Origin of the sequence: Streptococcus parasanguinis, from assembly GCF_047465465.1 — a bacterium.
GTDB lineage: Bacteria > Bacillota > Bacilli > Lactobacillales > Streptococcaceae > Streptococcus > Streptococcus parasanguinis_AI.
Genome location: NZ_JASGZU010000005.1, coordinates 37,993 through 62,024, shown reverse-complemented (window position 1 = coordinate 62,024; position 24,032 = coordinate 37,993). Strand labels below are relative to the sequence as shown.

Sequence of the window (24,032 nt, the reverse complement as noted above, 5' to 3'; positions counted from 1 at the left end):
GGCTGGAACACGAATGCTCCAACCAGAATGAAATTATAAAATGTGATCGACCTTTTCAACCTGATAAAGGGCAATTGCCATGATGATGGTTAAGACCAGCAACATGAGGACCGCTGGTGTCCATGAGTGGAAGATCGATTTACTATACCCAAAGAGGATAGGACCAAAGGCCGCAAAGACATAGCCTCCTGTTTGAGCAAGGCCAGAAAGTTGGGCCGTTTTTTCAGGTGTGCTCGATTTCATGGAGAAAGCAACCATGAGGTAAGGGAAAAGCGAGCTAACGGAACTTCCGATAAGGACGTTTAGAAGGAGCCAGTAGAAAAAGTTGCTCGTCGGAATTAAGAGCATGGCTACTCCTAGAATCCCTGCTCCGACAACAATCGTAAGCATCAAGCGTCGATTACGATCTGACAACCGTGTGGTTAAACTTGGGATAGTCAGAGAGAAAGGTAGACTAATGAGAGTAAAAACTGTAGCAAGAAGACCAGATTCAACCTGTGAAACACCAGCTTGAACAGCCATAGTTGGAAGCCAGGTCATGCTTGTATAGAAAAGTAGAGACTGAAGTCCACCAAAAATCATGATAGCCCAAACGTATTTATTGGTATACCATTTACTACTAGATTCACTAGTAGTCGTCTTTTTAAGGTGGTGGTTGTAGCGAAGGTTGGGGATCCAGATGAGTAAAGCCAGTGCACAGACGACAGTCAAGATGTTGACTAGCCCTTGCCAAGAAGTAGCTTGGGTGATGGGAACAGCCACAGAAGCTGCGATCGCTGTAGACATCCCCATAGAAGTGATGTATAAAGTGGTTAAAATACCGAGTTGCTTCGGTCGATTTGCTTGGATAAGACTGGGAAGCAGAACATTGAGAAAAGCAATACTTGCTCCAATCAAGATGGTTCCCAGATAGAGAAAGGGGAGGTTGATCGTTCGAGTGGCAGATCCAATCGTCATTGCGATCAAGACAAGAAAGAAGAGACGCTCAATCCCTAATTTTTGAGCAAATTGAATCGCAAAAGGTGAGAAAATGGCAAAAGTCAGAAGTGGCAAGCTAGTCAATAGTCCCAGAGAGCTCACATCAACCCCCAAACCAGCTGCGATGTCAGACAAGACCGTCGGAAGCGTAGTAAATGGTGTTCGTAAAATAATCCCAAGCATAATGATGCCCGGGATGAATAGCATAGAATGTGTTTTTTTCATAAATCCTCCTCAGACAAAAATTCTCTTCATTATAACATAGATTAAGCATAAATTGGAGTATTTGTACAAATGAAGGGTTAGGATCGTAGTTCTCACTAGCGTTCGAACTGCATCAACGTACCTAAGTTCGTCTGCGTCCCGGGTGGACTTGACTCACTAAAAAATAAGGATCGTAGTTCTCACTGGCGTTCGAACTGCATCAATATCTCTAAATTCGGTTGAACTCTCTGAGTTCACCTCATTAAGAGATATAGAAAAAGCCACCGGTTTTGGTGGCTCTTATAGGGAGATTATTATGAAAAAGTTTAGGATTTTCTATCAAACAAAGTTAGGAGGTCTTCATTTGATGATTTCATTATAAGGCATCTTGCTTAAAGAAAACTTAAGAAAAGTCTCTAATGGAAAGAATCGGTCTGAAGTCTGAGAAAATACATTAGCCAGCATCATAAACAGGATGCGTTTTTTATTTAAAATAATAAAGATCGTAGTTCTTACTAGCGTTCGAACTGCATCAACGTACCTAAGCTCATAAACGTTCGAAAAGAGAATAAGGACCGTAGTTTTCGCTTCGCTCAAACTGCATCAATATCTCTAACTTCGGTTGAACTCTCTGAGTTCACCTCATTAAGTATTATAAGGATCGTAGTTCTCACTGTCGTTCGAACTGCGTCAACGTACCTAAGTTCGTCTACGCCCCTATTGGACTTGACTCACTAAGGTACGTAGAAAAAAGCCACCGGTTTTGGTGGCTCTTATAGGGAGATTATTATGAAAAAGTTTAGGATTTTCTATCAAACAAAGTTAGGAGGTCTTCATTTGATGGTTTTATTATAAGGCTGATTTCTTAAAGAAAACTTAAGAAAAGACGCTGTTTATAAGAATCGGTCTTAGGTCGGATAATTTTTTTACAATAGAAACTATTTAGATTTTTTTCTAAATAGAGTTGACAATTTTAGTTTAAAGTACTAGAATCTATTTAGAAAGATATCTAAATAGAATAGAGGAGATAGAGAATGAATTTTGCGCAAACATTTAAAGCTTTATCGAATCCGATAAGAAGAAGTATCTTAGAGCTGCTAAAGGCGGGGAAATTATCCGCGGGCGATATCGCTGGCCACTTTGATGTAGCAGGAGCGACCATTTCCCATCATTTAAGCCTCCTCAAGCAGGCGGATTTAATTCGAGAGGAAAAAGAAAAGAATTTTATCTACTACGAACTCAATACTTCTGTTTTGGAGGATTTAATGGTCTGGCTCGTTGATTTGAAAGGAGGTTCTACTGATGAAAATGAATAAAAAACTATTGACTGTAACTTCTACCGTAACACTCTTCCCCATACTTTGGGGCTTGATCATTTGGTCGCAATTGCCTAACCAAATCTCGATTCACTTTAACGCTGCTGGTCAGGCCAATAACTTCCAATCGAAAGCACTAGCTGTGTTTGGGCTTCCTTTTTTCCTTCTCTTGGTGCATCTGTTTGTGATCTTTATGATCGGACGGGATCTTAAGAATCGCACGATGAATGAGAAAATGGTCAAAGTGATCTACTGGTTGATTCCAATCGTCTCCTTAATCGTCTCCTATCTCATCTATAGCAAGGCACTAGGTTCTACGACCAATCCATCTGTTTTTGTTTCGGTTTTGCTGGGTTTTATCTTTGTGATCATGGGCAATTACATGCCTAAGTTGAAAGTGAATCACACGGTTGGAATCCGTCTGCCTTGGACCTTGCAGAATGAAGATAACTGGCACAAAACCCATCGCTTGGCAGGAAAACTGTGGGTCCTTGGAGGGTTGATCCTCCTTCTTGAAGCAGGCCTTCAATTCGCGCTTTCTTATGTACTGGTCCTGGTCATCCTCGCCATTGTCCTTATCCCTGTGATGTACTCTTATCAATTAAGTCGGAAAGATTTTTAGTATAAAAAACAACCAGAGAAGAAGTAGTTGGTAATTGCTTCTTTTCCGGTTGTTTTTGTTTGTTCATCGTTTCAAATTCAAAACTTTCAGGAAAACACATATTTTTCGGAAAAACGATATTAGAAATTGAATGGTATTGGATTAATATCTCTAGAGAGTCTAAGGGAATGATGTGGGGTTCCATTCTTGTTTTTCTGAAGGCAATAGAGATTTGGTACTAATTCTTTAATAATTTTTTCCCTATCCATGTAAGTACCATTGTTTCCCCAGCAAGCAATTATTAAATTAGACTGTTTTACACATTCTAAAATATAATGATCATTATCTTTTCCTATAGGATCATCAATTAAATATATTTCTTTCGGATAAGTACTTCTAAAAGCAAATAAATTAGCCATAAGTAAAGTCCCATATCCCCAATCTTTTGCAAAATTTATGCATCTAGTAATTGTGGGATCATCAATATTTTCATCTGCTATTGAAAGGTTTAATCCAATAAATAAAACTGTAGGTTTTGTAGAGTCCCAAGTTCGAGACAGTGTGTAACGATAAATTTTGTCTTTAGATATATTAGCTTTCTTTTCCACGATTGTTTCTCCTTTTTTATATTATATACTATTGATTAAAAACATAGCTAAACTAGGTGAGAAAAAGGTAGAGTTTGAATTGAAATACAGTGCAATATATCGCATTTGGCAAAAAGAAAAAACGCTTGAAATCAGCGTTTTTCTTCTGTATTGATTCGCATTGAATGCTTACTTCACTTCTATCTACAGTTTCTAAATCTCTAAATATAATAGAGCTGAAGCAGTGGTAAAACAAATCATCAACAAACTTGGTAATAGCTTAGAAAATAATTTCTTTATAGTCCAAGTCGGTTTGCTTTAAATTATACTTTTTTCTTAAACATTTGCTACGAGTAGGTCTTTCTTGTGAGTAATTTTCATCAAAAAATTTCATAGATAAGTCCTATATATAATCATGGAAAAGTAGTAAAAATAGTTGTTATCCTAGTTGATTAAAAAAATCTCTGATTTCCTCATCTTTTATAAAATAATATATAATTTTCCCCTCTCTTCTAGTATCCAAGATGTTTTGATTGGCTAGTTTACGAAGATGGTGGGAGGCAGATGCCATACTGAGATTTAGTAAACAGGCTATATCACAGACACAGAGTTCTTCAACAGCAAGGAGATAAAAGATGATATTTATCTGTTTATTATCGGTAAACTTTGATAAAATACGAAGTGATTTTTGAACTTTTTCCTTTTCAAGGTAGTTCGTTGCGGTTGTAACATTTTGTTGATTAATAACATCCACTTGACAGATACTATCTTTTTTCATATTTTTTTCTCCTAGCCTAACACAGCCCATAGCATGTCAAAGCTGTTGTTTTCAATCAGGATATATATCCCCAATCCTAAATAGACAACGGCAATAAACCATCTGCTATATTTTTCCAAAGTTTCTCCAACAGAAGGGACTTGTGCCAATTTTTGGGCAGAAAAAACCAATAGATAAATCATGACTAGAAAAGTAAGTAAAGTCACTATCAAATTCGCTAAATTTAAGGTGGTAAAATATGGGACAAAGACACCAATATTGTCAGCGCCACAACTTGCAAAAGTAATCATAGCGACTAGAAAAATCAGGTTTTTATTGTCTTTTTGCAAACCATCTTTTGCAATAGCTTCTCCATCAGAATCTCCTAAAAGCAAAACTTTGAGGCCTAGGAAAATTGGAATCAAACCGAGTAAACCTAAAATCTCTTTACTAGGAATATAATTTAAGACAAATGCAAAAAGCAAACTTAGCAATATTAGACTAACAGAGCCTAGAAATTGTCCTAAATAGATGTTAATGATGTCTTTTCTGCTTTTTCTTTTGGCAAAAAATAACATTAGGATAATAAGTAAGTCTACGGCTGTCCCAGAATACAGGATTATTGAAGTAACAACATTTTGAATCATAAAACACCTCATTCAAATATATTTTTGAATGTATTTTAACATTAAACTTTGTAGATGTCAACTTCAGCTCCATCAAAATATAGATAAGAAGGTAGTGTACCAAATATTAAAAAGCCCTGCCATCGAAATTATAGCAGGGCTTAACTTCAATATCCAGATGATATATTTATCTAAAAAAGGTAGAGAAAAAGGTAGAGAAAAAGGTAGAGTTTGAATTGAAATACAGTGCAATATATCGCATTTGGCAAAAAGAAAAAAACGCTTGAAATCAGCGTTTTTCTTATGTATTGATTAGTATTGAATGCTTACTTCACTTCTGTAAGGGTTAAATAATAGGACTATAAACCTTATTATATCAAGGATTATAGCTTTTTGAAGTACAAAGGTAGTGATAAAGGTAGTGATGAAGTCAACTTGCCAGCTCTTCCATTTTATTTAGGAAAATATCCACTGCTTCAAACTTCTTTTTAGGAGCTAATTCCGCATAGGTATCCATAGTTGTTGATATGGACTTGTGTCCCATTCTATGTTGTAGCTCTTTCCAGTTCATACCAGCATTTAACATCATAGAAGCGTGTGTATGGCGGAAGAGGTGGAAACCATAGTCAGGTAAACCAAGAGTCGATAATCGCTTTTTAAGGGTTGCACGTTCGTTTCTATCACACATATAGTTGCCATAGATAGTTGGGAAAATAAGTGAAGATTTTGGTAGACCGTGCTTTTCAAAATAGCCAGTCATTTCCTCATGAAACTCTTTGAGACTTTCCATGATTGAAAGTGGGACGGCAACTCTACGATTCCCAGAATCCGTTTTAGGAGTTTTCTTACAAACCATTTCCCCTTTGATACCTAGTTTGTTATTTGCACTTTTCCACATTAATGTTTTACTGACAATAATTTCATTAGTTTCAAAATCAAGGTCAGTAATTTCTAATGCCAATAACTCATTTATTCGCAATGCAGATGCTAATAGCGTGTTACAAATGACCTTAAAACGTCTATTTGCTCTGGTATTGGGCAAGGTATCAAGGTAAGATAACCAATGTTTCAGGTCATCATCATGGAGTACCATAATACGCTCTTTGTTTGCTTTTGGTTTAGGTGGAATCTTGATTGATTTGGCTGGATTAGTGGTCAGCCCACAGTTTGTAATGCCAAAATCGAAAATATCACTAACCTTGTGAGCCATTGCACCAAAATCTTTTGCACTGCCTTTCGGGGCACGTTTTGTTCCAGATTCAATTGTTTTTTTGGCTTTTTTTGCTAATTGATTTAGCCACAATTGGATATCTGATGCTTCGATCCGCTCAGGTCTATAATCGCCAAATTGAGGAATGATGTATGTATCCAAGTACCCTCGAACTCGGTTTATTGTATTTTGCGAAGATACCCAAGTTTTGAAGTTGCTAAACCATACCTCAGCTAGACTTTCAAAGTTATCAATTTGGATAGTTTCTTTAATAGTAGAGCCAGCCTTTTCAAACTCAATTTTAGCTTCAACAATTTTTCTATCCAAAGATTTTAATGTTTTAGCAGTGATAGTTTTTGTGATTCGTTTACCTGTTTTTATGTCAGTTCCAATATAAACACCTTTGATGGAATAGCTGACATCACCATTTTGTTTGGTAACTTTTGTTATCTTTTTATTATTGTGTTGAATGATTTCTTTATTCATAGAGCCTCTTTCTTCGGACGATAAAAAAGGCTAGAATAGAACCCTCACATTCTTTGTTTGATAATTCCATTCTAGCACTTTTTGGAGTTAAATAGTTAAAAATTCAATGACATCTTCCATCTTGTAATAAACAGTACGTGTTCCCTCTATTGGAGGTTCAAGACGTTTTAAACCTTTATTTTCCCAAGATTTCAAAGTGTTCGGAGAAATTTGTAACAGTTTTAGAAGTTCTTTTTGCGTGATGATTCCATAAGAATTCTTTGTTTGTAATTCTTTCTGGATGATAGTAATAATTGTATTCAGCAATTCTTCAATTCGGTTTAATTTAATTGTCTCCATCAAAATTTGCTCCTTGTTCTTTGATTGCTTTTTGTAGTCGCTTAGGATTATGCCGACGTGAGTCCAGATAGCGAGAGAAAAAGTAGGTTCGTTCAATGATTAGTCCCAATAGAGCGGTGTCATTATCTCGCGCATACCATACAAGTTCCTCAAATTCTGTAATGTCATTTTGTTCAATGGTATCAATCACTTCTGTGATGAAGTCATCAGAGTTTTGCTGAACTAAAAATTGGGCAAGGTTAAACCCGCAGCCACATTCAATGTCTTTAATATCGTAAGGGCTTTTCTCAGGATTCTCTGCATGAGTAAAATAGTCATACATTCCTTTCGGTGATATGACAGGTTCAACGTGAGCCGGACCGTTGAGTTTGTCTTTGATAAGTTCGGATACTTGCGCGTAACTTTTGAGAGAATCAAAATAGAATGCTCCATGCTTATGTGCTTTCTTAAACTCTCCTGTTTTTTTGTTTACGTCCTTATCATGCCATGGTGACAGAACAAATGGAACATGAATTTCTTCGAGAATTTCTAAATAGTTTTCGGGCGCACTTTCCTGATAGAATAGAAAAGCCCATTTATTTGAACGTTGTTCTTTTGCCATAGGTAAAATTCCTCGCTTTCAATTTTTTATTATTTCTATCTATTAGGAGATTGGAAGGGCATAAATCGGAGTTTTTGAGAAAATTTAATTTTTTTCTGATTATTGATTATTGGATTAAGTGGGGGTCGTAGTCACCCCACTTAATCCTAAACTTTGCAATTAAAAAACGGCGCTGTTTGGCTTCCACTACGTGGGCCACAGCGCCATTAAGCTATTCTCTCTTATTACCAATAAGATAAGTCCATTTTTTTGCTGGTTTCTGAGGTGAAAAGAAATAGTCAGGGTTATATCTTGCCATTTCTTCTATAATCATCGTATCCATATCATTTAGGATCTTCTTGGCTTGTTGTGTCTTTGGGAGTCTAATCATCAAAATAACGTTATCTTCTCTAACATCTACAATAGATTGTCGTACTGCTCTATTGAAGTGTTTGTTAACGGGATTATATTGTTTCATTTTTGTTTGCTCAGTTGTAGCTAAGACTTCTGAGTGTTCACTTTGATGCAAAAAAATGCGGATAGCCAAAGTTTGCTTGATAGATTCCCATAGATTTGATAGATTATCTTCTTTTTGTCGCTTCTTAATTTCATAGCTAACGAGCAAGATGAAAATAATTGAACTGATAATTGAAATTGTTAAGCTAAGCCAGAAAATCATGCTAATAAAGCTAGTAACCACGGATAGATAGGTAAATTTTTGTAAGAAATCCACCATAAATCCTAAGAATACCGTACATAATGTACAGAGGATTACTGTAAGAAATACTGAAAAGCAGAAGTCGAAAAACTTCTGGAAATATGTTGTTTTCATAAGTTACAAGATTCCTTTCTTGGTATAGTATGTTGGACACAGCAAGGGTAAGACCTGATAAGGATGCTCGTTATCAATGATTTGAATAAGCCCTGTTCCTTTTCCGATCGGAATAACAATACCTTCTGGATCGAGGTCTGGAAATAAGAACTGTACTGTTTTCTGATTGATGTTACCAACCTGAATCAATACATTAAATTGTTCACGGACTGATACAGGAATTGTACTATGATCAAAACGCTGACTTACAAGAAGCAAGTGAACCTTGGTTGATCGCCCTAATAAAGCAATTTGAGATAACAGAGAAAAGAAGGAATCTTTGATATTTTTGTTGATTCCTTCTGATAAAGCAAGCACCTCATCGATAACGATAGTTAGATGTTGAAATTCATGATGTGGATCATCAAATAAAATCCTTTGTCGTTTATGAATTATTGTCAAACACTGACTCAAACTTTCGTTAATTTCTGATACGAAGTCGGATTTGGAACGATTCTCTTGAGGGTGAATGACACTAATTTGATTCTGCTTTGCCCACCGTGATGGAGTATCATATTTAGGATCAACGATAATCAGGTCGGAAATGTTTTTCAGTATACTTAACAGATAAGTTAATGCATAGCTTTTACCACTACCTGAGTTCCCAGCAATAGCCATAGAAGTTACTTTATCATAGTTAATCATTAGATTTGCCATAATAGGGATATCATTACCTTTTAGCGATAATGTGAATTTTTCTAGGTCTGGAATGATTAGCCGCTCAGAAATACCTTTCTGCCAAGGAAAAAACAGCCCACGTTGAATATGAATATCGTTTGTTTTCAGTGCAATAAAGTAGGCAGAATTTTGTTTTAGTAGCGTGTATTGTGGGTAGAGAGACGCATTAGCGATTAAGAAAATCTTTCGATACAGTTCGTCATCAATGACAAATCCTGATGGAAGACGAGGAATGAAGATAAATCCGTTTTCTTTGACAGAAATGTCAAAAGAGTTGGTATAAGAAGTTTCCCCTTGTAATACAGAGCCCAAAGCCATGTTCAGACTCTGTAATAGGTATTGTTCCAACTCTTTTTGTGTGATAGCTGGAACCATTATTTCACCTCTTTAAATCCATTAGCTCTAAAGTAAACGTTATAGTTGACCTCACATGCTTGCAAGTTGTCAAAGGTGATAAGGGAAAGATATTCAGGGAGTTCAGGTTCTTCAAGGAATTTTACTTGAAATGGTGGTAATCCCTTTTGCCCAAACCAAGCCTTATATGCGACAATTTCACCCGTCGGTTTTCCATCTTCATACTTTTGTTGTGCTTCAAGCTCATCACAAAGCAAGTAGATTGGATCTTGAAGGCTAACGTATTGTTCTGCTATTTGACTTGAATAACCGCCTTTACGGTATTGTGGTTTCATTTTCATAGATTAGATACCTCGTATATTCTATTTTGTGATAAAAAGTATTGGTGACATGCTCGGTTTGAGGTCATGAGCTGGACTTGTTGATTTTTTCCTTTCTATCTTATAGGAGATTCAGGAGGTGAATTTCGGAGAATTTTTTAAAAAAATTGAATTTTTTATTATTTTGACTCATACATAATGTCTAATGGAATTTAGAACATACAATTTAGGGAGCTTTTTTTAAAAAAACTGGCAATCATTGATTGCCAGTTTCGGAGACTACCTGTAGTCTTTTAACATATCTTGTAACACTTCTTGGTGTTTTTTGAAGCGACTTGTCACAGTTTTGTCACTACATTCTACAATTTTAGATAGTGCAGACGATGAGATTGGCCTATCTCTTAATTTTCCAACCATAATAATTTGGTCATTCGTAGAGAGGGCAGATATGTAATCATGCACAGTTCCTAATAGTTCGTTATAGATATAAGCTTGTTCAGCATCTAACGAATCACTAGCAATTAAATCATATCTATCTGTTTGACGGCCTTCGTTTGAGATATTTTCATCTAAACTTCCAAGTTTATGGTATCTATCTCTTCGTTTAGCATTTGCGAAAGACTTATCTTCATCTTTCAGTATCTTGTCCCATTTTTGGATATCTGTATAATCCTCTGGAGTGAGACGGTCTTCAAATGTTCTTCTTGGCATAAGAGCTTCTTTCTAAGTCCTGATTTTGGACAGAAAGAAACTGGTATGAGCCGTACTGAATAACCGAAGAGGTGCAAAAAAAGCACATCAAATAAACGGATAGACAGATATGTGCAGAACTCGACTGTTATTGTCTGAGTTGTCATATTTGTTTCAATCCGTCCATTTGATGGCCATCAATTAGGACTGTAATTTTATTTTTTATAAGGTTTCCCTTACAATATGATTTTATCTCGAAATAGAAGTGATTTTTTATTATGCTCTTTGTAAGAAAATGTTAGAATATAGATAGTAAATAGGAGGAGCTATGGTATTATCGGAACAAGAAAAACTTGAGATAAAAAAAATTATTAAATCAAATAAATGGTATACATTTGAAGAGGCTGAATCTGAATTGAGAAAGCACTGGCAGCCTGAGAATGACAAAAATGGTGATTATCTAACCATGAAACGTAGCCAAATTCAGAAAGTTTTACGTTCAGATATTATTGGTACTTATTTAGAAATTCATAAACGAAAAAAAGACCAATCAGATGATGAATGGTTTATGAAAACTCTTTATGGTTGGTCTCAAAAAGAGAAATTCTTTTTGGATTATAGCGATGATACAGAAAAAGAATATAATGAAGAACTTCATGTATTTCCAAAATATGATAGATTATTTACGGACTCTGAACTAGAGCAAAGTATCATTCTATCTTCTTTTGATGAATTATTAGGTGACATGGATAAGGTAGAGATGAGGGAAATTTATGAAGAATTGTATGGTGGGAGTGGTAAAGGGAAAACTCTTTATTTAATGACCGAACCCTATCTTTTTGCGTTAAAACATGAGATAGAAAGGCGACAATATCCGACAAGGACGCTTTACCTTTCTCCACACTCTCCTAAAGAAATACTTTCAAGAATGTCAGAGAAAAATTTATCCGACCATCTTCAAATGATTGTGTTTACTTTAATTGATGAATTTGTTCAGTCAATCAATGATAAGGTATTAACACACCAAGAGGCAAGAAATGAAGAAAAACAACGTTTTCAAGAAATTGCTAATTTCTTAGAAAAATGGAAATTTATCTATTCTACAGAAATCCAGATGTTAGAAACAGCTCTGTCAAACGAGGAACTTCTTGAAAAATTTTATACCATATTGCATAAATTTAATCAGCCCTTTGAATATATTATTGATGAGAAACTTATTCAAAATAAATTTAACGAGAAATATTTGCAAGAAAATAGACAAATTACTAACGATGAGTTAAAAAATAAAGTGAAACGAACTATTTATTCAGTAGAAAAATATAATTTGGATAAACTTGAGAGTGCTTTGTCAGAAGATACAGACTTTATAAGTAAATCAGCTATATTTAGGCATCAAATATCTAGTCGTATACATGAAATATTGCGAAATTTAAACGCAGATTCTCTTTTGTTTTCTTCACTTAGAAATGCAGGCATTGAATAAAGAAAAAATGCAGGCTTGTTAAGTCTGCATTTTAGATTCTGAAAATTTTAGAAAAGTAAGATAAAGAATAAACATTAGTTTTTGAACAGGCCTAATGTTTAATACATAGTCATGAAATCTCCAAGATTTTTGATTTGTTGTTTAATAATATGGTATTGTTCGGTTGAACTTTTGGGGAGAACATATCTTGTAGAGCGTCCCTTACCTTCTATCTCAATATACTTTTTATTTTGTAGAGATTTCAGGTTTTCTCTAAATTTATATTCGGTCATTAGAGAATTTTCGAGGACATCATTTTTAGTAATGCTACCATTTTTAATGATATATTCAAGTATTATCTTTTCATTATCTGATATGTCTGAATAAGAAGATAATAAATCTACTTTCCAAATTGTAACAACAGTACTATCAAAGGTAGTATTTACTTCAGGAATTTTTAGCTTATATTTTTCGGAAATATCAAAAATTTTCGGTCCGCCTGACCCAGCTTTTTCTGACATCCCAATTCTACGGAATAAAGAAGAGATTGTACTGTTTCGCGTTTTGGAAGTTCCGCCATGTATAAATTCAGGAATAGAAATTTTCATCTTACCTGGATTTTTAAATTCATAGAAGTCTTGATAAGCCGTAATAACTATAGGAGAATCAAAATCATAGTAAGCATGCATTAAGCAATTTACCAAAGCTTCACGTATAGATTCAGATAGGTCTTTCTTGAATGGCAAACGATGAGCAGATTCGTTATTAAACTCAAATCTATCATTTGTTGTAGTAGTTAATTTTTTATATGCTAAATTGAAAAAGTCGAACATGTTTAAATCAGGGTACATCATATCACCTGTTGAAATTCTATCGTTCCACCTAGTTGAAAGAGAGGTATCTTTTTCAAAATAGTCTAGTTGAAATTTTGGATAACGAGAAATGATAGAGTTATACTTTCCAAAGAATATCAGTCCTCCTGCGGTTAATTTATATGTATTATCTGTCCTATCTTTTTTAAATACACCAATTTCGATTAGAAAATCTCTCAAAGAAATGCTACTATATTTTGTGTTACCAGTGAGTTCAATTAATAACTTTTTGTAATATTCTATTGTATCTAAATTTAAGTCATTTTCGTCAAAATTATTAAGCAACTCACTATCAATATCATCATGAGAACTAGTCATCAGATACTTGAACTCTTCTTTATCAAGTCGAACATCGCCCTCACCTAATCTTTTATATGATTCACGATAGTCATTTTTTAGATGAACAGGTTTTTGGTCAGGATTAGCTTCTCTTATAGTGACTACTATGAGTTGTTTATCTTTGTTTGGAATGTCAATGTATTCAATGTCATTATCAGTAAGTAGGTTACAACTAACTTTTTGTTTGTTTGCAACCAAAGCAAATAAATTGTCTCGTATTTTTTGAGGATTATTGACTCCTTGGTAGGGGTCGATATTTTTTTCGTCTATCCCGAGAATTATTTTTCCGCCATTGGTATTTGCAAATGCTGAGTAGGTTTCCCAGAAAGATTTTGGTAGACTATTTTCAGCTTTTTTGTATTCTAAATCAACCCCTTCAAAATTTAAGTTCATTTTTTTCCTTTCCTAAAATATAATGTAGCTTAAAGTTTTTTACGATTATCACGCGAAAAAATAAATTTGATAGACAACTACAATCCTTGATTTCATCGTCTTTCTAAGATGTCATCTTAAACAGTCATGCGAAAATCACGCGAAAACCACGCGAATATTTTCCATCAAAATTCGATTTAAAAGCTTGTAGGACTTTTAATTGTGAAAGATAAAACAAGTAGATTTAATTGGAACTTTTTGATGGAATTTTTAAAGCACTATTGCGTGAATATATAATTCACTCTATTATAACACAATGATAAGAATAAATAGATGTCGGAGTAAGTATAGAAAAAAGAGAAACCTCATCGTGAAGTTTCTCTTGCTTTTGATTGTCCGAATCAGTATCGTATTTCAAAAAAGTAGTGATTCAGCTGATTTTTATTGCAATACATTAAAATTTTAAAATTCAAGAATCGCGTTAGATCAAGTTTTTTTCGTTTCTATTGAAACGTAATTATCCTCTATTTCACCTCAGTAATAATCAATTTGTGAATCGTTTTGATAAGGGTTAATTAGAAGAATAGATAACCATCTTATTTTATTAGCTATATTTAATTGGCGATAGATGTTGAATCTCTTTACTTTGTTTCTTGAAATAAAGAGATTCAACAGAAAAATGATCTATCGAGACATGTATGTTTTGTAAAGGACGTAGATGGGAAAGAGAACATTGTGTTCCTTGTAATAAATCTCTTTCAAGTAATGTTTCACAACTCTACTATAACGTGTTTATTCCTTTTTGTGTTTACACAACTTATTTTACACTACCGTCATGTTTGATTGGACTTAAATGATTATTTAACGGAGTACTTATCAATTCAATAAACTGTTTTGAAAAGACTTCTGGCGGAGTGGGAAAAGGTTCTGTGATCCAAGTTTCTATAATACTTAATACACAATTTACAATATAATTTGATAAAGTATCATTTTGTAGGAACGAATGGTTTAAGTTAATAGGTGCGTTTAGTAGCCAGTTTGAATATTTTTCTCGTAAATAATTTCGCCAATTAGGGATAGCCGACGTAGAGTAGACACAGCGAAGCCAATCTCTATATTTATATAATTCTGGAATAATAATTTCTGAGAAAAAAACTTCAATTGAGAGATTGTGTTTTTCAAATAGTAAAAATTGTTCATTTATAGTAGTATCAATAGAATCCATGATGAAATCTACTATTTCTTCATAACTTTTAAAATGCTTTTGGTATATTGCTTGCCTCGAAATTTTTGCCTCGTTAGCTATTTCAGTTATACTGAAAGTTGAGCGTTCTGGATATCGTTCTGCTAGTTTAAAAAACGAATTAATAATCTTTTCTTGAGTTCCTTTTACCATATTAAATCCTAAAAAAATTTACAAACTGTCAAAATATTTATATATACGATATATTCTAAAGAGAATTTGTTTAATTTTCAAGTTTAAAAAGTTGATAATGTGTAAATTTTTTTGATATGAAGATATAAAACAACGATGGGTATTATCATGTATAATAGGATATACAGCATATTAATCAAAACTGGTTACCATTTTAAAAATTATCCAGTAGTGATTCAGAAAGGAAAATATGAATACAGTTGCAGTAGGAGTAAAAAATTTATCAAAGAAATTTCATATTGATAAAAATAAAGAGATTACGGTACTTAGAGATATCTCTTTCAGTGCTGGTTATGGTGAGTTTGTCTCTATACTAGGAGTAAGTGGATCTGGTAAATCAACCTTGTTAAATTGCATATCGAGTTTATCAGGGCCAACCGAGGGAGTTGTCACAGTTAATGGTTGCAATCCATATCAATTAAAGAATAATAGATTGTCACAATTTAGAAGAGAAGATATTAGTTTTATTTTTCAATCTTATAACCTACTTCCAGCTCTCCCAGCTTTAGAGAATGTTGCTTTGCCTCTGAGATTGTCCCACAAAAAAATAAGTAAAAACGACATTCAGGCCCTGTTAGATAAAATGAACTTTAAAGCTGAATTGATGTCCCCCGTTTCTTCATTATCTGGCGGAGAAAAACAAAAATTAGCTATCGCAAGAGCAATTCTTTCAAATACTCGTATTATATTTGCAGATGAGCCGACAGGTGCTTTGGATAGTACATCAAGGAAGATTATTTTTAAAATGTTAGCTGATTTAGCACATGAGGGAAGATGTGTCATTATGGTAACCCATGATATTGAATTAGCAAGTCAAACGGACAGAGCCCTAATCTTAAAAGATGGCAAAATCTATCAGGAATTGTTTACCCCCACTGTTGAAGCTCTTTATAAGGCGTTAGAAATGAAAGATAGTGGGGATTAACTTAAAATGTTTAAATTAATTTATTATCAATTTAAGTATTCAAAAAAACAGTGGCTAGGGATGTTTCCTCTATTTTTTGCTTCGAGTTTATTAGTTGGAATGTGTCTCTCTGTTGCGTTTAGTACTATAAAGTATCAGCAAGTATTTCGAGATGTTGGGAGTCCTACCTTATTATTTGTAGGGCCAGTTCTTTTTGGTGGATTTACTTTATTATTTCTAGTTTCTGGTCTAATTCGACTATTTTTGAATTTAGCAAAAGAGGACTATCGACAATGGTCAATAAATGGCGGAAGTAGAGTTCAATTGTCATTATTGATTAGTGGACAGCTCACTATTTTTGCATTTTTAGTAAGTATAATAGGAAGTTTTTGCTCAATCTTTTGTGCAAGATTTTATTATAGTTATGCGCAATACTTGGGGGGAGAAAAATTATTACCAACTATACCGGTTGATTTCAGTATGTCAGCATTTCTCTTGACCATCCTGATTATTTGCTTACTTGCCTTCATAGGTAGCTTTCTCTATTTATATAAGATCCTAGGTAATACAGTCTTGCTTGGAGATAGATTTGATTCCAAAAACTACTTTTTTATTAAGTTAATTAAAGTTTTAGGCTTTGCTCTAAGTTTAGTCTTCTGGCTAAAATTGATTATTCCATTCTTCACTGTGTCTGTGAGCAAACCTAATGAAAAATTATTATTCAGATTGGATGACTCAATCTTACTAATTTTAGTTATGCATTTGTTCTTGTTAGCCTTCATTTCGCCACATATTCAAACTTTTCTAACTAAAATTTTATTAGGTTGGCGTTCGTCTTATGATTTTGTTATGGCAAAATGGATTATTCTGAAGGATCGAGAGTATTTGAAGTCATTAACGGTTTCTATTTCCATAATAGCAATCTTAATTTCAGAATTAATGATTTATTCTGATGTTGCCTACTCAAATTTAGCAAAAAAAACAGCATCAGTTGAAATAAATGCTGTTCTACTGTTTTTTGTAGTAGGGCCACTAATAGTTGTGATAGCTAATCTTATTTCTATCACAGTTCTTTCTTCAGTTAAAGAAAAAGAAGAGAAATCGCAATGGGAGAGAATTGGAATATCACATAAGCAGGCCGTGACCATAAGATCTGTACAAGCATTAACATATGCTGTTATAATGCTTACTTGCACAGTCTTTTTCAATATTATTTTCTTCGTATTAATGCATAAAGAAGCTCTGTTGTTAGGGATTAAACAGATGAATTATGGAACTATTATTTATTATCCAATAGCTATTTCTATAGTTATGTATTTGTTTATTTTTATTACCAAAATTTGGTTTGATATTAGAAATAAAACAAATTTATAGATTATAGAGGTGTCAAATTATTTCGTATGTATTGCACATAAAAAATTGTTCTATTAATCTTCATATTCATTCTTACACATTTTAATTTTATTTGACTAATAATGATTTAATTGCCTATTTATGAGATCTTTATTGCACTATATTTTACAATTTATCTATTTATAAATTACTTGAAACCAAACCGTTTCAACCCAGGTCTTACGATTTGTAAATAAAAGAACAATAACAAAAAGAGGAGCTTCATACTAAAGTTCCTCTGCTTTTTATCGTCCGAATCAATATTCTTATTTCAAAAAAGGTAGTGAAAAAGGTAGTGATTCGGTTGATTTTTATTGCAATGTAATGAAATTTTAAATTTCAAGAATCGCTTTAAATCAAGGCTTCTACCGTCTATTGACGTGTAGTGAATCCCTATTTCACCTCTGTAAACACTACGTGTTTGCGGAGTTTTGGTGAGTATTTCTTCAATTGAAGACGGTCTGGAGTGTTACGTTTGTTTTTAGAAGTAAGGTACAAGCGTTCACCAGATTCTTTATGTTCAAGTGTAATATTTACGCGCATGGTATCTCCCTTCTATTATTCAGCTGATGCAGCTTTAGCGATCTTACGTCCTTTGTAGTATCCTTTAAGTGATACACGGTGTGAACGTGAGTAATCTCCAGTTGCTTCGTCAAAGTTTACAGATGGTGCTGTTACTTTGTAGTGCGTACGACGTTTGTTTTTCTTCGCTTTTGATGTGCGACGTGCAGGTACTGCCATTTCGTTTTTCTCCTTTTAAGATATAAATTCAATTAGGTTTGATTTTCATCAACTGTAACAGTATAACAAAACTTTTTTGTAAAGTAAAGTTACTTGACAAAAAAATTGAAATTTTTGGGAAAACTTGCTTCTTCACAGTTAATCTCAAAGTTTGGATCTGCCTTTGGGCCTTCTTTTATGCTATAATGGTAAAAAATGGAACGAGAGGAATGACATGACAGAATTAGACAAACGCCATCGTAGTAGTGTCTACGATAGCATGGTAAAATCTCCCAACCGTGCCATGCTTCGCGCGACGGGAATGACCGATGAAAGTTTTGAGAAACCGATTGTTGGAGTGATTTCGACATGGGCGGAAAATACCCCTTGTAACATCCACCTTCACGATTTTGGAAAATTGGCCAAAGAAGGTGTGAAAGATGCAGGTGCTTGGCCGGTTCAATTTGGGACCATTACGGTTGCGGACGGGATTGCTATGGGGACTCCTGGTATGCGCTTCTCCCTAACATCTCGCGATATCATTGCGGATTCTATCGAAGCAGCTATGGGTGGTCACAACGTTGATGCTTTTGTAGCCATCGGGGGCTGTGATAAGAACATGCCTGGTTCGATGATTGCCATTGCCAATATGGATATCCCAGCGATCTTTGCTTATGGTGGGACTATTGCCCCAGGGAATCTTGATGGAAAAGATATCGACCTGGTTTCGGTTTTCGAAGGAATTGGGAAATGGAATCACGGTGATATGACGGCTGAAGAAGTGAAGCAACTGGAATGTAACGCCTGCCCTGGCCCTGGTGGCTGTGGTGGGATGTATACGGCCAACACCATGGCGACAGCGATCGAGGTCCTTGGGATGAGCTTGCCAGGTTCCTCTTCTCACCCTGCTGAATCAGCGGATAAGAAGGCCGATATCGAAGAAGCAGGTCGTGCTGTTGTCAAGATGCTGGAAATGGGACTCAAGCCATCTGACATCTTGACCCGTGAAGCCTTTGAAGATGCTATTACCGTGACCATGGCGCTAGGTGGTTCCACCAATGCCACTCTTCACTTGCTCGCGATTGCTCACGCAGCCAATGTGGACTTGACCCTTGAAGACTTCAATGATTTCCAAGAGCGCGTGCCTCACTTGGCAGACTTGAAACCTTCTGGTCAATACGTCTTCCAAGACCTTTACAATGTCGGTGGTGTGCCTGCCGTCATGAAATATCTTCTTAAGAATGGGTTCCTTCATGGAGATCGCATCACATGTACTGGTAAAACAGTAGCTGAGAACTTGGAAGCCTTCGCTGATTTGACACCGGGTCAAAAAGTCATCATGCCACTTGAAAATCCGAAACGTGCGGATGGTCCATTGATCATCTTGAAAGGGAACTTGGCTCCTGAAGGAGCAGTTGCCAAAGTATCAGGTGTGAAGGTCCGCAACATCACGGGCCCTGCTAAGGTCTTTGACTCCGAAGAAGCTGCCATTGAAGCCGTTCTTTCGGATGAAATTGTGGATGGCGACGTTGTCGTTGTTCGTTTCGTAGGTCCTAAGGGTGGTCCTGGTATGCCGGAAATGCTATCCTTGTCATCCATGATTGTTGGGAAAGGCCAAGGAGACAAGGTAGCCCTCTTGACAGACGGACGCTTCTCTGGTGGTACGTATGGTCTCGTTGTTGGTCACATTGCGCCTGAAGCTCAGGTTGGTGGCCCGATCGCCTACCTCCACACAGGGGATTTGGTAACGGTTGACCAAGATACCAAAGAAATCACCATGCACGTTTCAGACGAAGAGTTAGCGAAACGCAAGGCAGAAACAACCTTGCCGCCACTGTATAGCCGTGGGGTTCTGGGTAAATACGCCCACATCGTTTCTTCAGCATCACGTGGTGCCGTAACCGACTTCTGGAATATGGAACAGTCTGGTAAACAGTAATTACAAGGACGACTTTGTCCAAAGAGAGAGTGGGACAGAAATCGGTCATTCGTTAGAATTCGATTTCGTCGTCCCACCTCCGCACAGTTGAGTAGGGCTGTAAAAGCTGATGAAATCAGTGTAGTAGAGCCCACTCAACCACTGCGTCTTGCTCGACAATCCAAAAATAATTGAGAGGCTAGGACTTTTGTCCCAGCCTCTTTTTTGGCTCAAAGTCGCTATTTTTAACCCTGTCGCTGAAGCGTATGAATATTACTTTTTGGGAGATTTGAGTGTATTATCTGTCATTTTTCTTGTAAATCCGTCTATAATTTGCTATAATTGTGACTAATCGAATCAATCCTTTAATACTGTCCAGAGAGGCAGGCAAGGAGCTATGGAAATGAAAGGCCTGGGAAGACCAGCCTATATTTTGTGTATCTCCTTGTTGTGGGGGATTTTTTTGTATAGTTGAAAAGTGGTTTGATGAAAAAGAGAAATCGTCGATGATGGAGCATGAAGTACTCCTTTACGATTTGGTCATCGAAGGTAGACGTTTTTGTTCAGCCATAGCTTGTCGCATCTTAATTTTAGGAGGTTTTTACGATCGTGAATGACGTTAAATATGATGTGAATGATATGCCAAAACCTGGTTTATTGGTTGGTTTATCTTTCCAGCATTTGTTTGCCATGTTTGGGGCGACAGTGCTGGTGCCGATTTTGGTTGGGATTGATCCTGCCATTGCTTTGTTCTCATCTGGTTTGGGGACCTTGGCTCACTTAACCGTGACCAAGTATAAGATTCCTGCTTATATGGGGTCTAGTTTTGCTTATATTGCTGCTATGCAGATGCTGATGAAGTCAGATGGAATCGCAGCAGTTGCGCAAGGTGCTATGGCGGGTGGCTTGGTCTACTTGTTTGTAGCTCTGATTGTTAAGCATGCGGGTAAAGATTGGATTAATAAGGTCCTTCCACCAATCGTGGTTGGTCCCATTATCATGGTAATTGGTTTGAGTCTTGCGGCGAATGCAGTCACTGATGCGACAACCTTAAATAAAAGCTATAGTGGTTATGCTCTATTGATTTCGATGGTGACCCTCTTTGCGGTTATCCTCTTTAACATGTATGGCAAGAAGATTGTCGGTGTCGTCCCAATTTTACTTGGATTAATTGTGGGCTATATTTTCTCATTGGCTCTTGGTTTGATGACAGGACATAGTTTTGTTAATTTCTCAGAGGTAAGTGCGGCGCATTGGATTCAAGTTCCAAACTTTGACATTCCATTTGTAGATTATAGCTTTAAACTCTATCCAAGTGCGATTTTGACCATGGCTCCGATTGCCTTTGTGACCATGACGGAACATTTTGGTCACCTCATGGTTTTAAATAGTTTGACTGAGCGTGATTACTTCAAGGATCCAGGGCTTGATCATACGCTTACTGGTGATGGCTTGGCACAGATTATTGCTGGATTCTTTGGAGCTCCTCCAGTAACTTCTTATGGGGAAAACATTGGGGTTATGGCCCTTAGTAAGGTCTACTCAGTTTACGTTATTTCAGGCGCAGCAGTGATTGCGGTTGTCATGAGCTTTATTGGGAAGCTATCAGCACTCTTGCACTCTATTCCAACTCCTGTATTGGGAGGTTTGTCTATTGCCCTCTTTGGGGTTATCGCTGCTAGCGGTTTGAAAATTTTAGTTGAACATAAGATTGATTTTGATAATAAAAAGAATCTCTTGATTGCTAGTGTGATCTTGGTATCAGGGATCGGTGGTTTGATGATTGACCTTGGTGGTCTTCAAATTACAGGTGTGGCAACTTCAACGATTCTAGGAATCGTGTTGTACCAAATCCTTCCAGAACCAAAAGCTGACGAGGCTTAGTCCATTCTGGTAGTGAAAAAGTTTGAATGGATTTAAACATTATAAAAAACGAGGAACAAACTCTGATGGCAGAGCTGGTGTTCCTCGTTTTTTATTGTGGATCGGATTTCCAAAGAGGCATTCCTTCATTAGTTGACTACATTTTTAAAAAGGCAATGCTTATTATCGTGGCGGAAGGCCAAGGGCGATGCGCCCGTATCGGCTGATTCGTGTAATTTTCCAAGCGGGTAACCAAGTTACTTCAACCTTGACATCTTCGATCCCCTCAATTTCTTTTAGGCGAGCGACGATTTCGATCGGAAGGCTCTCAGCACAGTTACAAGCCGTATCGGTGAAGGTCATGACCACCTTGCAAGTACCGGCTTCATCTAGATGGATCTCGTAGATCAGTCCTAGGTTATAGACATCTAACTCAACATCGGTATCAAATACAAGCTCCAATTTTTCGATTAACGACTTCTCTAGTGCGAGGGCGCGGTCATTGATTTTGATATCCTCTCTCATCGCAAGATCCTTTCAGTGTAGTATGGCTTCCATTTTCTCATAATTCGGCTGATAAGGCAAGAAGAGAAAGAGGTTTTGAACGTGTCGAACGAAGGAAATTCTGTCCAGTCTCCATTTCTCTTCGAATTTGTGGTAAAATAGAGGCAAAAGTAAGACAAAGGATGAAGGCTATGAAATTACAAAAACCAAAAGGGACCCAGGATATCCTTCCTGGTGATTCAGCGAAATGGCAATATGTAGAAGGCTTTGCACGCAAGGTCTTTGCGCGATACAATTATGATGAAATCCGCACACCGATCTTCGAACATTATGAAGTCATCAGCCGTTCAGTAGGGGATACGACGGATATCGTTACCAAAGAAATGTATGACTTCTATGACAAGGGAGACCGTCATATCACGCTTCGTCCAGAAGGAACAGCTCCTGTTGTCCGCTCCTATGTAGAAAATAAACTCTTTGCGCCTGAGGTACAAAAACCAAGTAAGTTCTATTACATAGGCCCAATGTTCCGCTATGAACGTCCTCAAGCAGGTCGTTTGCGTCAATTCCACCAAATTGGGGTAGAATGCTTTGGATCGAGCAATCCTGCAACGGATGTCGAAACCATTGCCATGGCAGCGCAATTCCTGAAAGAACTAGGAATTGACAATGTAACCTTGCACTTGAACACCTTGGGAAGCCCTGCTAGTCGTCAGGCTTATCGTCAAGCCTTGATTGATTACCTCTTGCCAATGAAGGATCAATTGTCTAAGGACAGCCAACGTCGCTTAGAAGAAAATCCGCTTCGTGTCTTGGATTCAAAAGAAAAAGAAGACAAGGCGGCGGTTGAACAGGCTCCTTCCATCCTAGACTATCTTGATGAAGAAAGCCAAGCGCATTTTGATGCGGTTCGTCGGATGTTAGAAGACTTGGGGGTAGCCTATGTCATCGATACCAATATGGTGCGTGGCTTGGATTACTACAACCACACGATTTTTGAGTTCATTACAGAAATTGAAGGCAATGAATTGACAGTCTGTGCAGGTGGTCGCTATGATGGGTTGGTTGAATACTTCGGTGGCCCTGCGACAGCTGGTTTTGGATTTGGTATCGGTGTGGAACGGATCCTTCTCGTTCTTGAAAAGAAAGGCATTGAATTACCGATCGAAAAAGGATTAGATGCTTATATTGCCGTTCTAGGAGATGAGGCCAATGAAGCAGCACTTAGCTTGGTTCAAGCCCTTCGAATCCAAGGTTTCAAGGCAGAACGTGACTATCTTGGACGTAAGCTCAAGGCACAATTTAAGTCAGCAGATGTCTTTGCGGCCAAAACCTTGATTACCTTAGGAAGCAGTGAGGTTGAAAGTGGTCAAGTCACTGTGAAAAACAACCAAACTCGTCAAGAAGTAACGGTAGCTCTTGAAAGCTTGAAGAAAGACTTCCCATCTGTTTTAGCAGAGTTGGGATTGGCTTGATCGAACGGAAAAGACAAGGGTAGACAAGATTTATCTGGGAGTAGGGGCAAAATGGTTGCTCCTGCTCTCTTTTATCTTGATTCTGTTTGCCGACCTTTGCCAAGATTTGGCGAAAACCGTTAAATTTTCTGACATTTATGATATAATGAGAAGACTACTAGTAAAGGAATGAAACTGTC

25 protein-coding genes are annotated in these 24,032 nt (G+C 36.5%); 9 read left to right on the top strand and 16 right to left on the bottom strand.

All coding sequences use genetic code 11. The annotated features are described in order from the left end of the window. Positions 1 to 33: 33 nt before the first annotated feature. A complete protein-coding gene (locus QM351_RS08915; RefSeq protein ID WP_414327216.1) occupies positions 34 to 1,203 on the bottom strand; it encodes a CynX/NimT family MFS transporter in 1,170 nt (389 codons plus the stop codon). Between the two features lie 1,013 nt (positions 1,204 to 2,216). Between QM351_RS08915 and QM351_RS08910 the strand changes: the two genes are divergently transcribed. Beyond that, positions 2,217 to 2,498, top strand: a complete 282-nt coding sequence (locus QM351_RS08910; RefSeq protein WP_414327215.1) for an autorepressor SdpR family transcription factor — start codon at positions 2,217 to 2,219, stop codon at positions 2,496 to 2,498. After that, complete coding sequence (locus QM351_RS08905; RefSeq protein ID WP_414327214.1) at positions 2,485 to 3,120, top strand: SdpI family protein; 636 nt, start codon at positions 2,485 to 2,487, stop codon at positions 3,118 to 3,120. Before QM351_RS08910 ends, QM351_RS08905 begins: the two co-directional genes overlap by 14 nt. Before the next feature lie 119 nt (positions 3,121 to 3,239). Here the strand turns inward: QM351_RS08905 and QM351_RS08900 are convergent, their stop codons facing one another. The 3 genes from QM351_RS08900 to QM351_RS08890 all read right to left on the bottom strand — a co-directional run bounded on the left by QM351_RS08900 (position 3,240) and on the right by QM351_RS08890 (position 5,090). Then, a complete protein-coding gene (locus QM351_RS08900; RefSeq protein ID WP_414327213.1) occupies positions 3,240 to 3,707 on the bottom strand; it encodes a DUF1643 domain-containing protein in 468 nt (155 codons plus the stop codon). A 418-nt stretch (positions 3,708 to 4,125) separates the two neighbouring features. Beyond that, positions 4,126 to 4,464, bottom strand: a complete 339-nt coding sequence (gene cadX, locus QM351_RS08895; RefSeq protein WP_000711078.1) for a Cd(II)/Zn(II)-sensing metalloregulatory transcriptional regulator CadX — start codon at positions 4,462 to 4,464, stop codon at positions 4,126 to 4,128. A gap of 11 nt (positions 4,465 to 4,475) precedes the next feature. Continuing rightward, complete coding sequence (locus QM351_RS08890; RefSeq protein WP_414327212.1) at positions 4,476 to 5,090, bottom strand: CadD family cadmium resistance transporter; 615 nt, start codon at positions 5,088 to 5,090, stop codon at positions 4,476 to 4,478. Between the two features lie 28 nt (positions 5,091 to 5,118). Here QM351_RS08890 and QM351_RS08885 point away from each other — a divergent pair, with 28 nt between their 5' ends. Then, on the top strand, positions 5,119 to 5,304 hold the full coding sequence (locus QM351_RS08885; protein ID WP_414327211.1) for a FanG protein: 186 nt from the start codon (positions 5,119 to 5,121) through the stop codon (positions 5,302 to 5,304). A gap of 195 nt (positions 5,305 to 5,499) precedes the next feature. Here the strand turns inward: QM351_RS08885 and QM351_RS08880 are convergent, their stop codons facing one another. From QM351_RS08880 to QM351_RS08850, 7 genes are all read right to left on the bottom strand, one after another. After that, positions 5,500 to 6,765 carry a tyrosine-type recombinase/integrase gene (locus QM351_RS08880; protein ID WP_414327210.1) on the bottom strand — a complete coding sequence of 422 codons (1,266 nt, stop codon included), beginning with the start codon at positions 6,763 to 6,765 and terminating at the stop codon, positions 5,500 to 5,502. Between the two features lie 87 nt (positions 6,766 to 6,852). After that, a complete protein-coding gene (locus QM351_RS08875) occupies positions 6,853 to 7,104 on the bottom strand; it encodes a MerR family transcriptional regulator (RefSeq protein ID WP_156677146.1) in 252 nt (83 codons plus the stop codon). After that, complete coding sequence (locus tag QM351_RS08870) at positions 7,091 to 7,705, bottom strand: replication protein (protein ID WP_156677145.1); 615 nt, start codon at positions 7,703 to 7,705, stop codon at positions 7,091 to 7,093. Before QM351_RS08870 ends, QM351_RS08875 begins: the two co-directional genes overlap by 14 nt. A 211-nt stretch (positions 7,706 to 7,916) precedes the next feature. Beyond that, positions 7,917 to 8,516: a hypothetical protein gene (locus QM351_RS08865; protein WP_156677144.1), complete on the bottom strand. Its 600-nt coding sequence runs from the start codon at positions 8,514 to 8,516 to the stop codon at positions 7,917 to 7,919. A gap of 3 nt (positions 8,517 to 8,519) precedes the next feature. Then, on the bottom strand, positions 8,520 to 9,596 hold the full coding sequence (locus QM351_RS08860; RefSeq protein ID WP_156677154.1) for a cell division protein FtsK: 1,077 nt from the start codon (positions 9,594 to 9,596) through the stop codon (positions 8,520 to 8,522). A gap of 11 nt (positions 9,597 to 9,607) precedes the next feature. Continuing rightward, positions 9,608 to 9,922: a hypothetical protein gene (locus tag QM351_RS08855; RefSeq protein WP_350007480.1), complete on the bottom strand. Its 315-nt coding sequence runs from the start codon at positions 9,920 to 9,922 to the stop codon at positions 9,608 to 9,610. A 264-nt stretch (positions 9,923 to 10,186) separates the two neighbouring features. Then, positions 10,187 to 10,618 (bottom strand): hypothetical protein, encoded by a 432-nt coding sequence (locus tag QM351_RS08850; RefSeq protein ID WP_195401961.1) that lies wholly within the window; start codon positions 10,616 to 10,618, stop codon positions 10,187 to 10,189. Between the two features lie 307 nt (positions 10,619 to 10,925). On the opposite strand from QM351_RS08850, the gene QM351_RS08845 reads away from it, so the two are divergent. Beyond that, entirely contained in the window at positions 10,926 to 12,080 is a 1,155-nt protein-coding gene (locus QM351_RS08845; protein WP_195401960.1) for a hypothetical protein, read from the top strand. Between the two features lie 98 nt (positions 12,081 to 12,178). Here QM351_RS08845 and QM351_RS08840 read toward each other — a convergent pair whose 3' ends face one another. Both QM351_RS08840 and QM351_RS08835 read right to left on the bottom strand, forming a co-directional pair. Next, a complete protein-coding gene (locus QM351_RS08840; protein WP_414327209.1) occupies positions 12,179 to 13,663 on the bottom strand; it encodes an RNA-binding domain-containing protein in 1,485 nt (494 codons plus the stop codon). Between the two features lie 796 nt (positions 13,664 to 14,459). Beyond that, positions 14,460 to 15,038 (bottom strand): TetR/AcrR family transcriptional regulator, encoded by a 579-nt coding sequence (locus QM351_RS08835; RefSeq protein WP_156677140.1) that lies wholly within the window; start codon positions 15,036 to 15,038, stop codon positions 14,460 to 14,462. A gap of 229 nt (positions 15,039 to 15,267) precedes the next feature. Between QM351_RS08835 and QM351_RS08830 the strand changes: the two genes are divergently transcribed. Beyond that, a complete protein-coding gene (locus QM351_RS08830; RefSeq protein WP_156677139.1) occupies positions 15,268 to 16,002 on the top strand; it encodes an ABC transporter ATP-binding protein in 735 nt (244 codons plus the stop codon). A gap of 6 nt (positions 16,003 to 16,008) precedes the next feature. After that, positions 16,009 to 17,355, top strand: coding sequence for a hypothetical protein (locus tag QM351_RS08825; RefSeq protein WP_156677138.1), 1,347 nt, complete (start codon positions 16,009 to 16,011; stop codon positions 17,353 to 17,355). Between the two features lie 411 nt (positions 17,356 to 17,766). On the opposite strand, the gene rpmG is transcribed toward QM351_RS08825, so the two are convergent. Next, positions 17,767 to 17,916 (bottom strand): 50S ribosomal protein L33, encoded by a 150-nt coding sequence (gene rpmG / locus QM351_RS08820; protein WP_001265622.1) that lies wholly within the window; start codon positions 17,914 to 17,916, stop codon positions 17,767 to 17,769. A gap of 15 nt (positions 17,917 to 17,931) precedes the next feature. Next, positions 17,932 to 18,114, bottom strand: coding sequence for a 50S ribosomal protein L32 (rpmF, locus tag QM351_RS08815; protein WP_003009516.1), 183 nt, complete (start codon positions 18,112 to 18,114; stop codon positions 17,932 to 17,934). A 214-nt stretch (positions 18,115 to 18,328) separates the two neighbouring features. Here rpmF and ilvD point away from each other — a divergent pair, with 214 nt between their 5' ends. After that, entirely contained in the window at positions 18,329 to 20,032 is a 1,704-nt protein-coding gene (gene ilvD / locus QM351_RS08810; RefSeq protein ID WP_004219590.1) for a dihydroxy-acid dehydratase, read from the top strand. A gap of 588 nt (positions 20,033 to 20,620) precedes the next feature. After that, a complete protein-coding gene (locus tag QM351_RS08805; protein WP_049522925.1) occupies positions 20,621 to 21,895 on the top strand; it encodes a uracil-xanthine permease family protein in 1,275 nt (424 codons plus the stop codon). Positions 21,896 to 22,057: 162 nt separating this feature from the next. Here QM351_RS08805 and QM351_RS08800 read toward each other — a convergent pair whose 3' ends face one another. Further along, entirely contained in the window at positions 22,058 to 22,399 is a 342-nt protein-coding gene (locus QM351_RS08800; RefSeq protein ID WP_049522924.1) for a metal-sulfur cluster assembly factor, read from the bottom strand. 170 nt (positions 22,400 to 22,569) lie between these two features. Between QM351_RS08800 and hisS the strand changes: the two genes are divergently transcribed. Next, a complete protein-coding gene (gene hisS, locus QM351_RS08795) occupies positions 22,570 to 23,853 on the top strand; it encodes a histidine--tRNA ligase (protein ID WP_371495653.1) in 1,284 nt (427 codons plus the stop codon). Positions 23,854 to 24,032: the final 179 nt, after the last annotated feature.

What these genes read in the sequence shown, in the direction of transcription:
- QM351_RS08915 (WP_414327216.1), bottom strand. Translation starts at nt 1,203, where the DNA reads ATGAAAAAAACACATTCTATGCTATTCATCCCGGGCATCATTATGCTT.
- QM351_RS08910 (WP_414327215.1), top strand. Translation starts at nt 2,217, where the DNA reads ATGAATTTTGCGCAAACATTTAAAGCTTTATCGAATCCGATAAGAAGA.
- QM351_RS08905 (WP_414327214.1), top strand. Translation starts at nt 2,485, where the DNA reads ATGAAAATGAATAAAAAACTATTGACTGTAACTTCTACCGTAACACTC.
- cadX (WP_000711078.1), bottom strand. Translation starts at nt 4,464, where the DNA reads ATGAAAAAAGATAGTATCTGTCAAGTGGATGTTATTAATCAACAAAAT.
- QM351_RS08890 (WP_414327212.1), bottom strand. Translation starts at nt 5,090, where the DNA reads ATGATTCAAAATGTTGTTACTTCAATAATCCTGTATTCTGGGACAGCC.
- QM351_RS08885 (WP_414327211.1), top strand. Translation starts at nt 5,119, where the DNA reads ATGTATTTTAACATTAAACTTTGTAGATGTCAACTTCAGCTCCATCAA.
- QM351_RS08880 (WP_414327210.1), bottom strand. Translation starts at nt 6,765, where the DNA reads ATGAATAAAGAAATCATTCAACACAATAATAAAAAGATAACAAAAGTT.
- QM351_RS08875 (WP_156677146.1), bottom strand. Translation starts at nt 7,104, where the DNA reads ATGGAGACAATTAAATTAAACCGAATTGAAGAATTGCTGAATACAATT.
- QM351_RS08870 (WP_156677145.1), bottom strand. Translation starts at nt 7,705, where the DNA reads ATGGCAAAAGAACAACGTTCAAATAAATGGGCTTTTCTATTCTATCAG.
- QM351_RS08865 (WP_156677144.1), bottom strand. Translation starts at nt 8,516, where the DNA reads ATGAAAACAACATATTTCCAGAAGTTTTTCGACTTCTGCTTTTCAGTA.
- QM351_RS08855 (WP_350007480.1), bottom strand. Translation starts at nt 9,922, where the DNA reads ATGAAACCACAATACCGTAAAGGCGGTTATTCAAGTCAAATAGCAGAA.
- QM351_RS08850 (WP_195401961.1), bottom strand. Translation starts at nt 10,618, where the DNA reads ATGCCAAGAAGAACATTTGAAGACCGTCTCACTCCAGAGGATTATACA.
- QM351_RS08845 (WP_195401960.1), top strand. Translation starts at nt 10,926, where the DNA reads ATGGTATTATCGGAACAAGAAAAACTTGAGATAAAAAAAATTATTAAA.
- QM351_RS08840 (WP_414327209.1), bottom strand. Translation starts at nt 13,663, where the DNA reads ATGAACTTAAATTTTGAAGGGGTTGATTTAGAATACAAAAAAGCTGAA.
- QM351_RS08835 (WP_156677140.1), bottom strand. Translation starts at nt 15,038, where the DNA reads ATGGTAAAAGGAACTCAAGAAAAGATTATTAATTCGTTTTTTAAACTA.
- QM351_RS08830 (WP_156677139.1), top strand. Translation starts at nt 15,268, where the DNA reads ATGAATACAGTTGCAGTAGGAGTAAAAAATTTATCAAAGAAATTTCAT.
- QM351_RS08825 (WP_156677138.1), top strand. Translation starts at nt 16,009, where the DNA reads ATGTTTAAATTAATTTATTATCAATTTAAGTATTCAAAAAAACAGTGG.
- rpmG (WP_001265622.1), bottom strand. Translation starts at nt 17,916, where the DNA reads ATGCGCGTAAATATTACACTTGAACATAAAGAATCTGGTGAACGCTTG.
- rpmF (WP_003009516.1), bottom strand. Translation starts at nt 18,114, where the DNA reads ATGGCAGTACCTGCACGTCGCACATCAAAAGCGAAGAAAAACAAACGT.
- ilvD (WP_004219590.1), top strand. Translation starts at nt 18,329, where the DNA reads ATGACAGAATTAGACAAACGCCATCGTAGTAGTGTCTACGATAGCATG.
- QM351_RS08800 (WP_049522924.1), bottom strand. Translation starts at nt 22,399, where the DNA reads ATGAGAGAGGATATCAAAATCAATGACCGCGCCCTCGCACTAGAGAAG.
- hisS (WP_371495653.1), top strand. Translation starts at nt 22,570, where the DNA reads ATGAAATTACAAAAACCAAAAGGGACCCAGGATATCCTTCCTGGTGAT.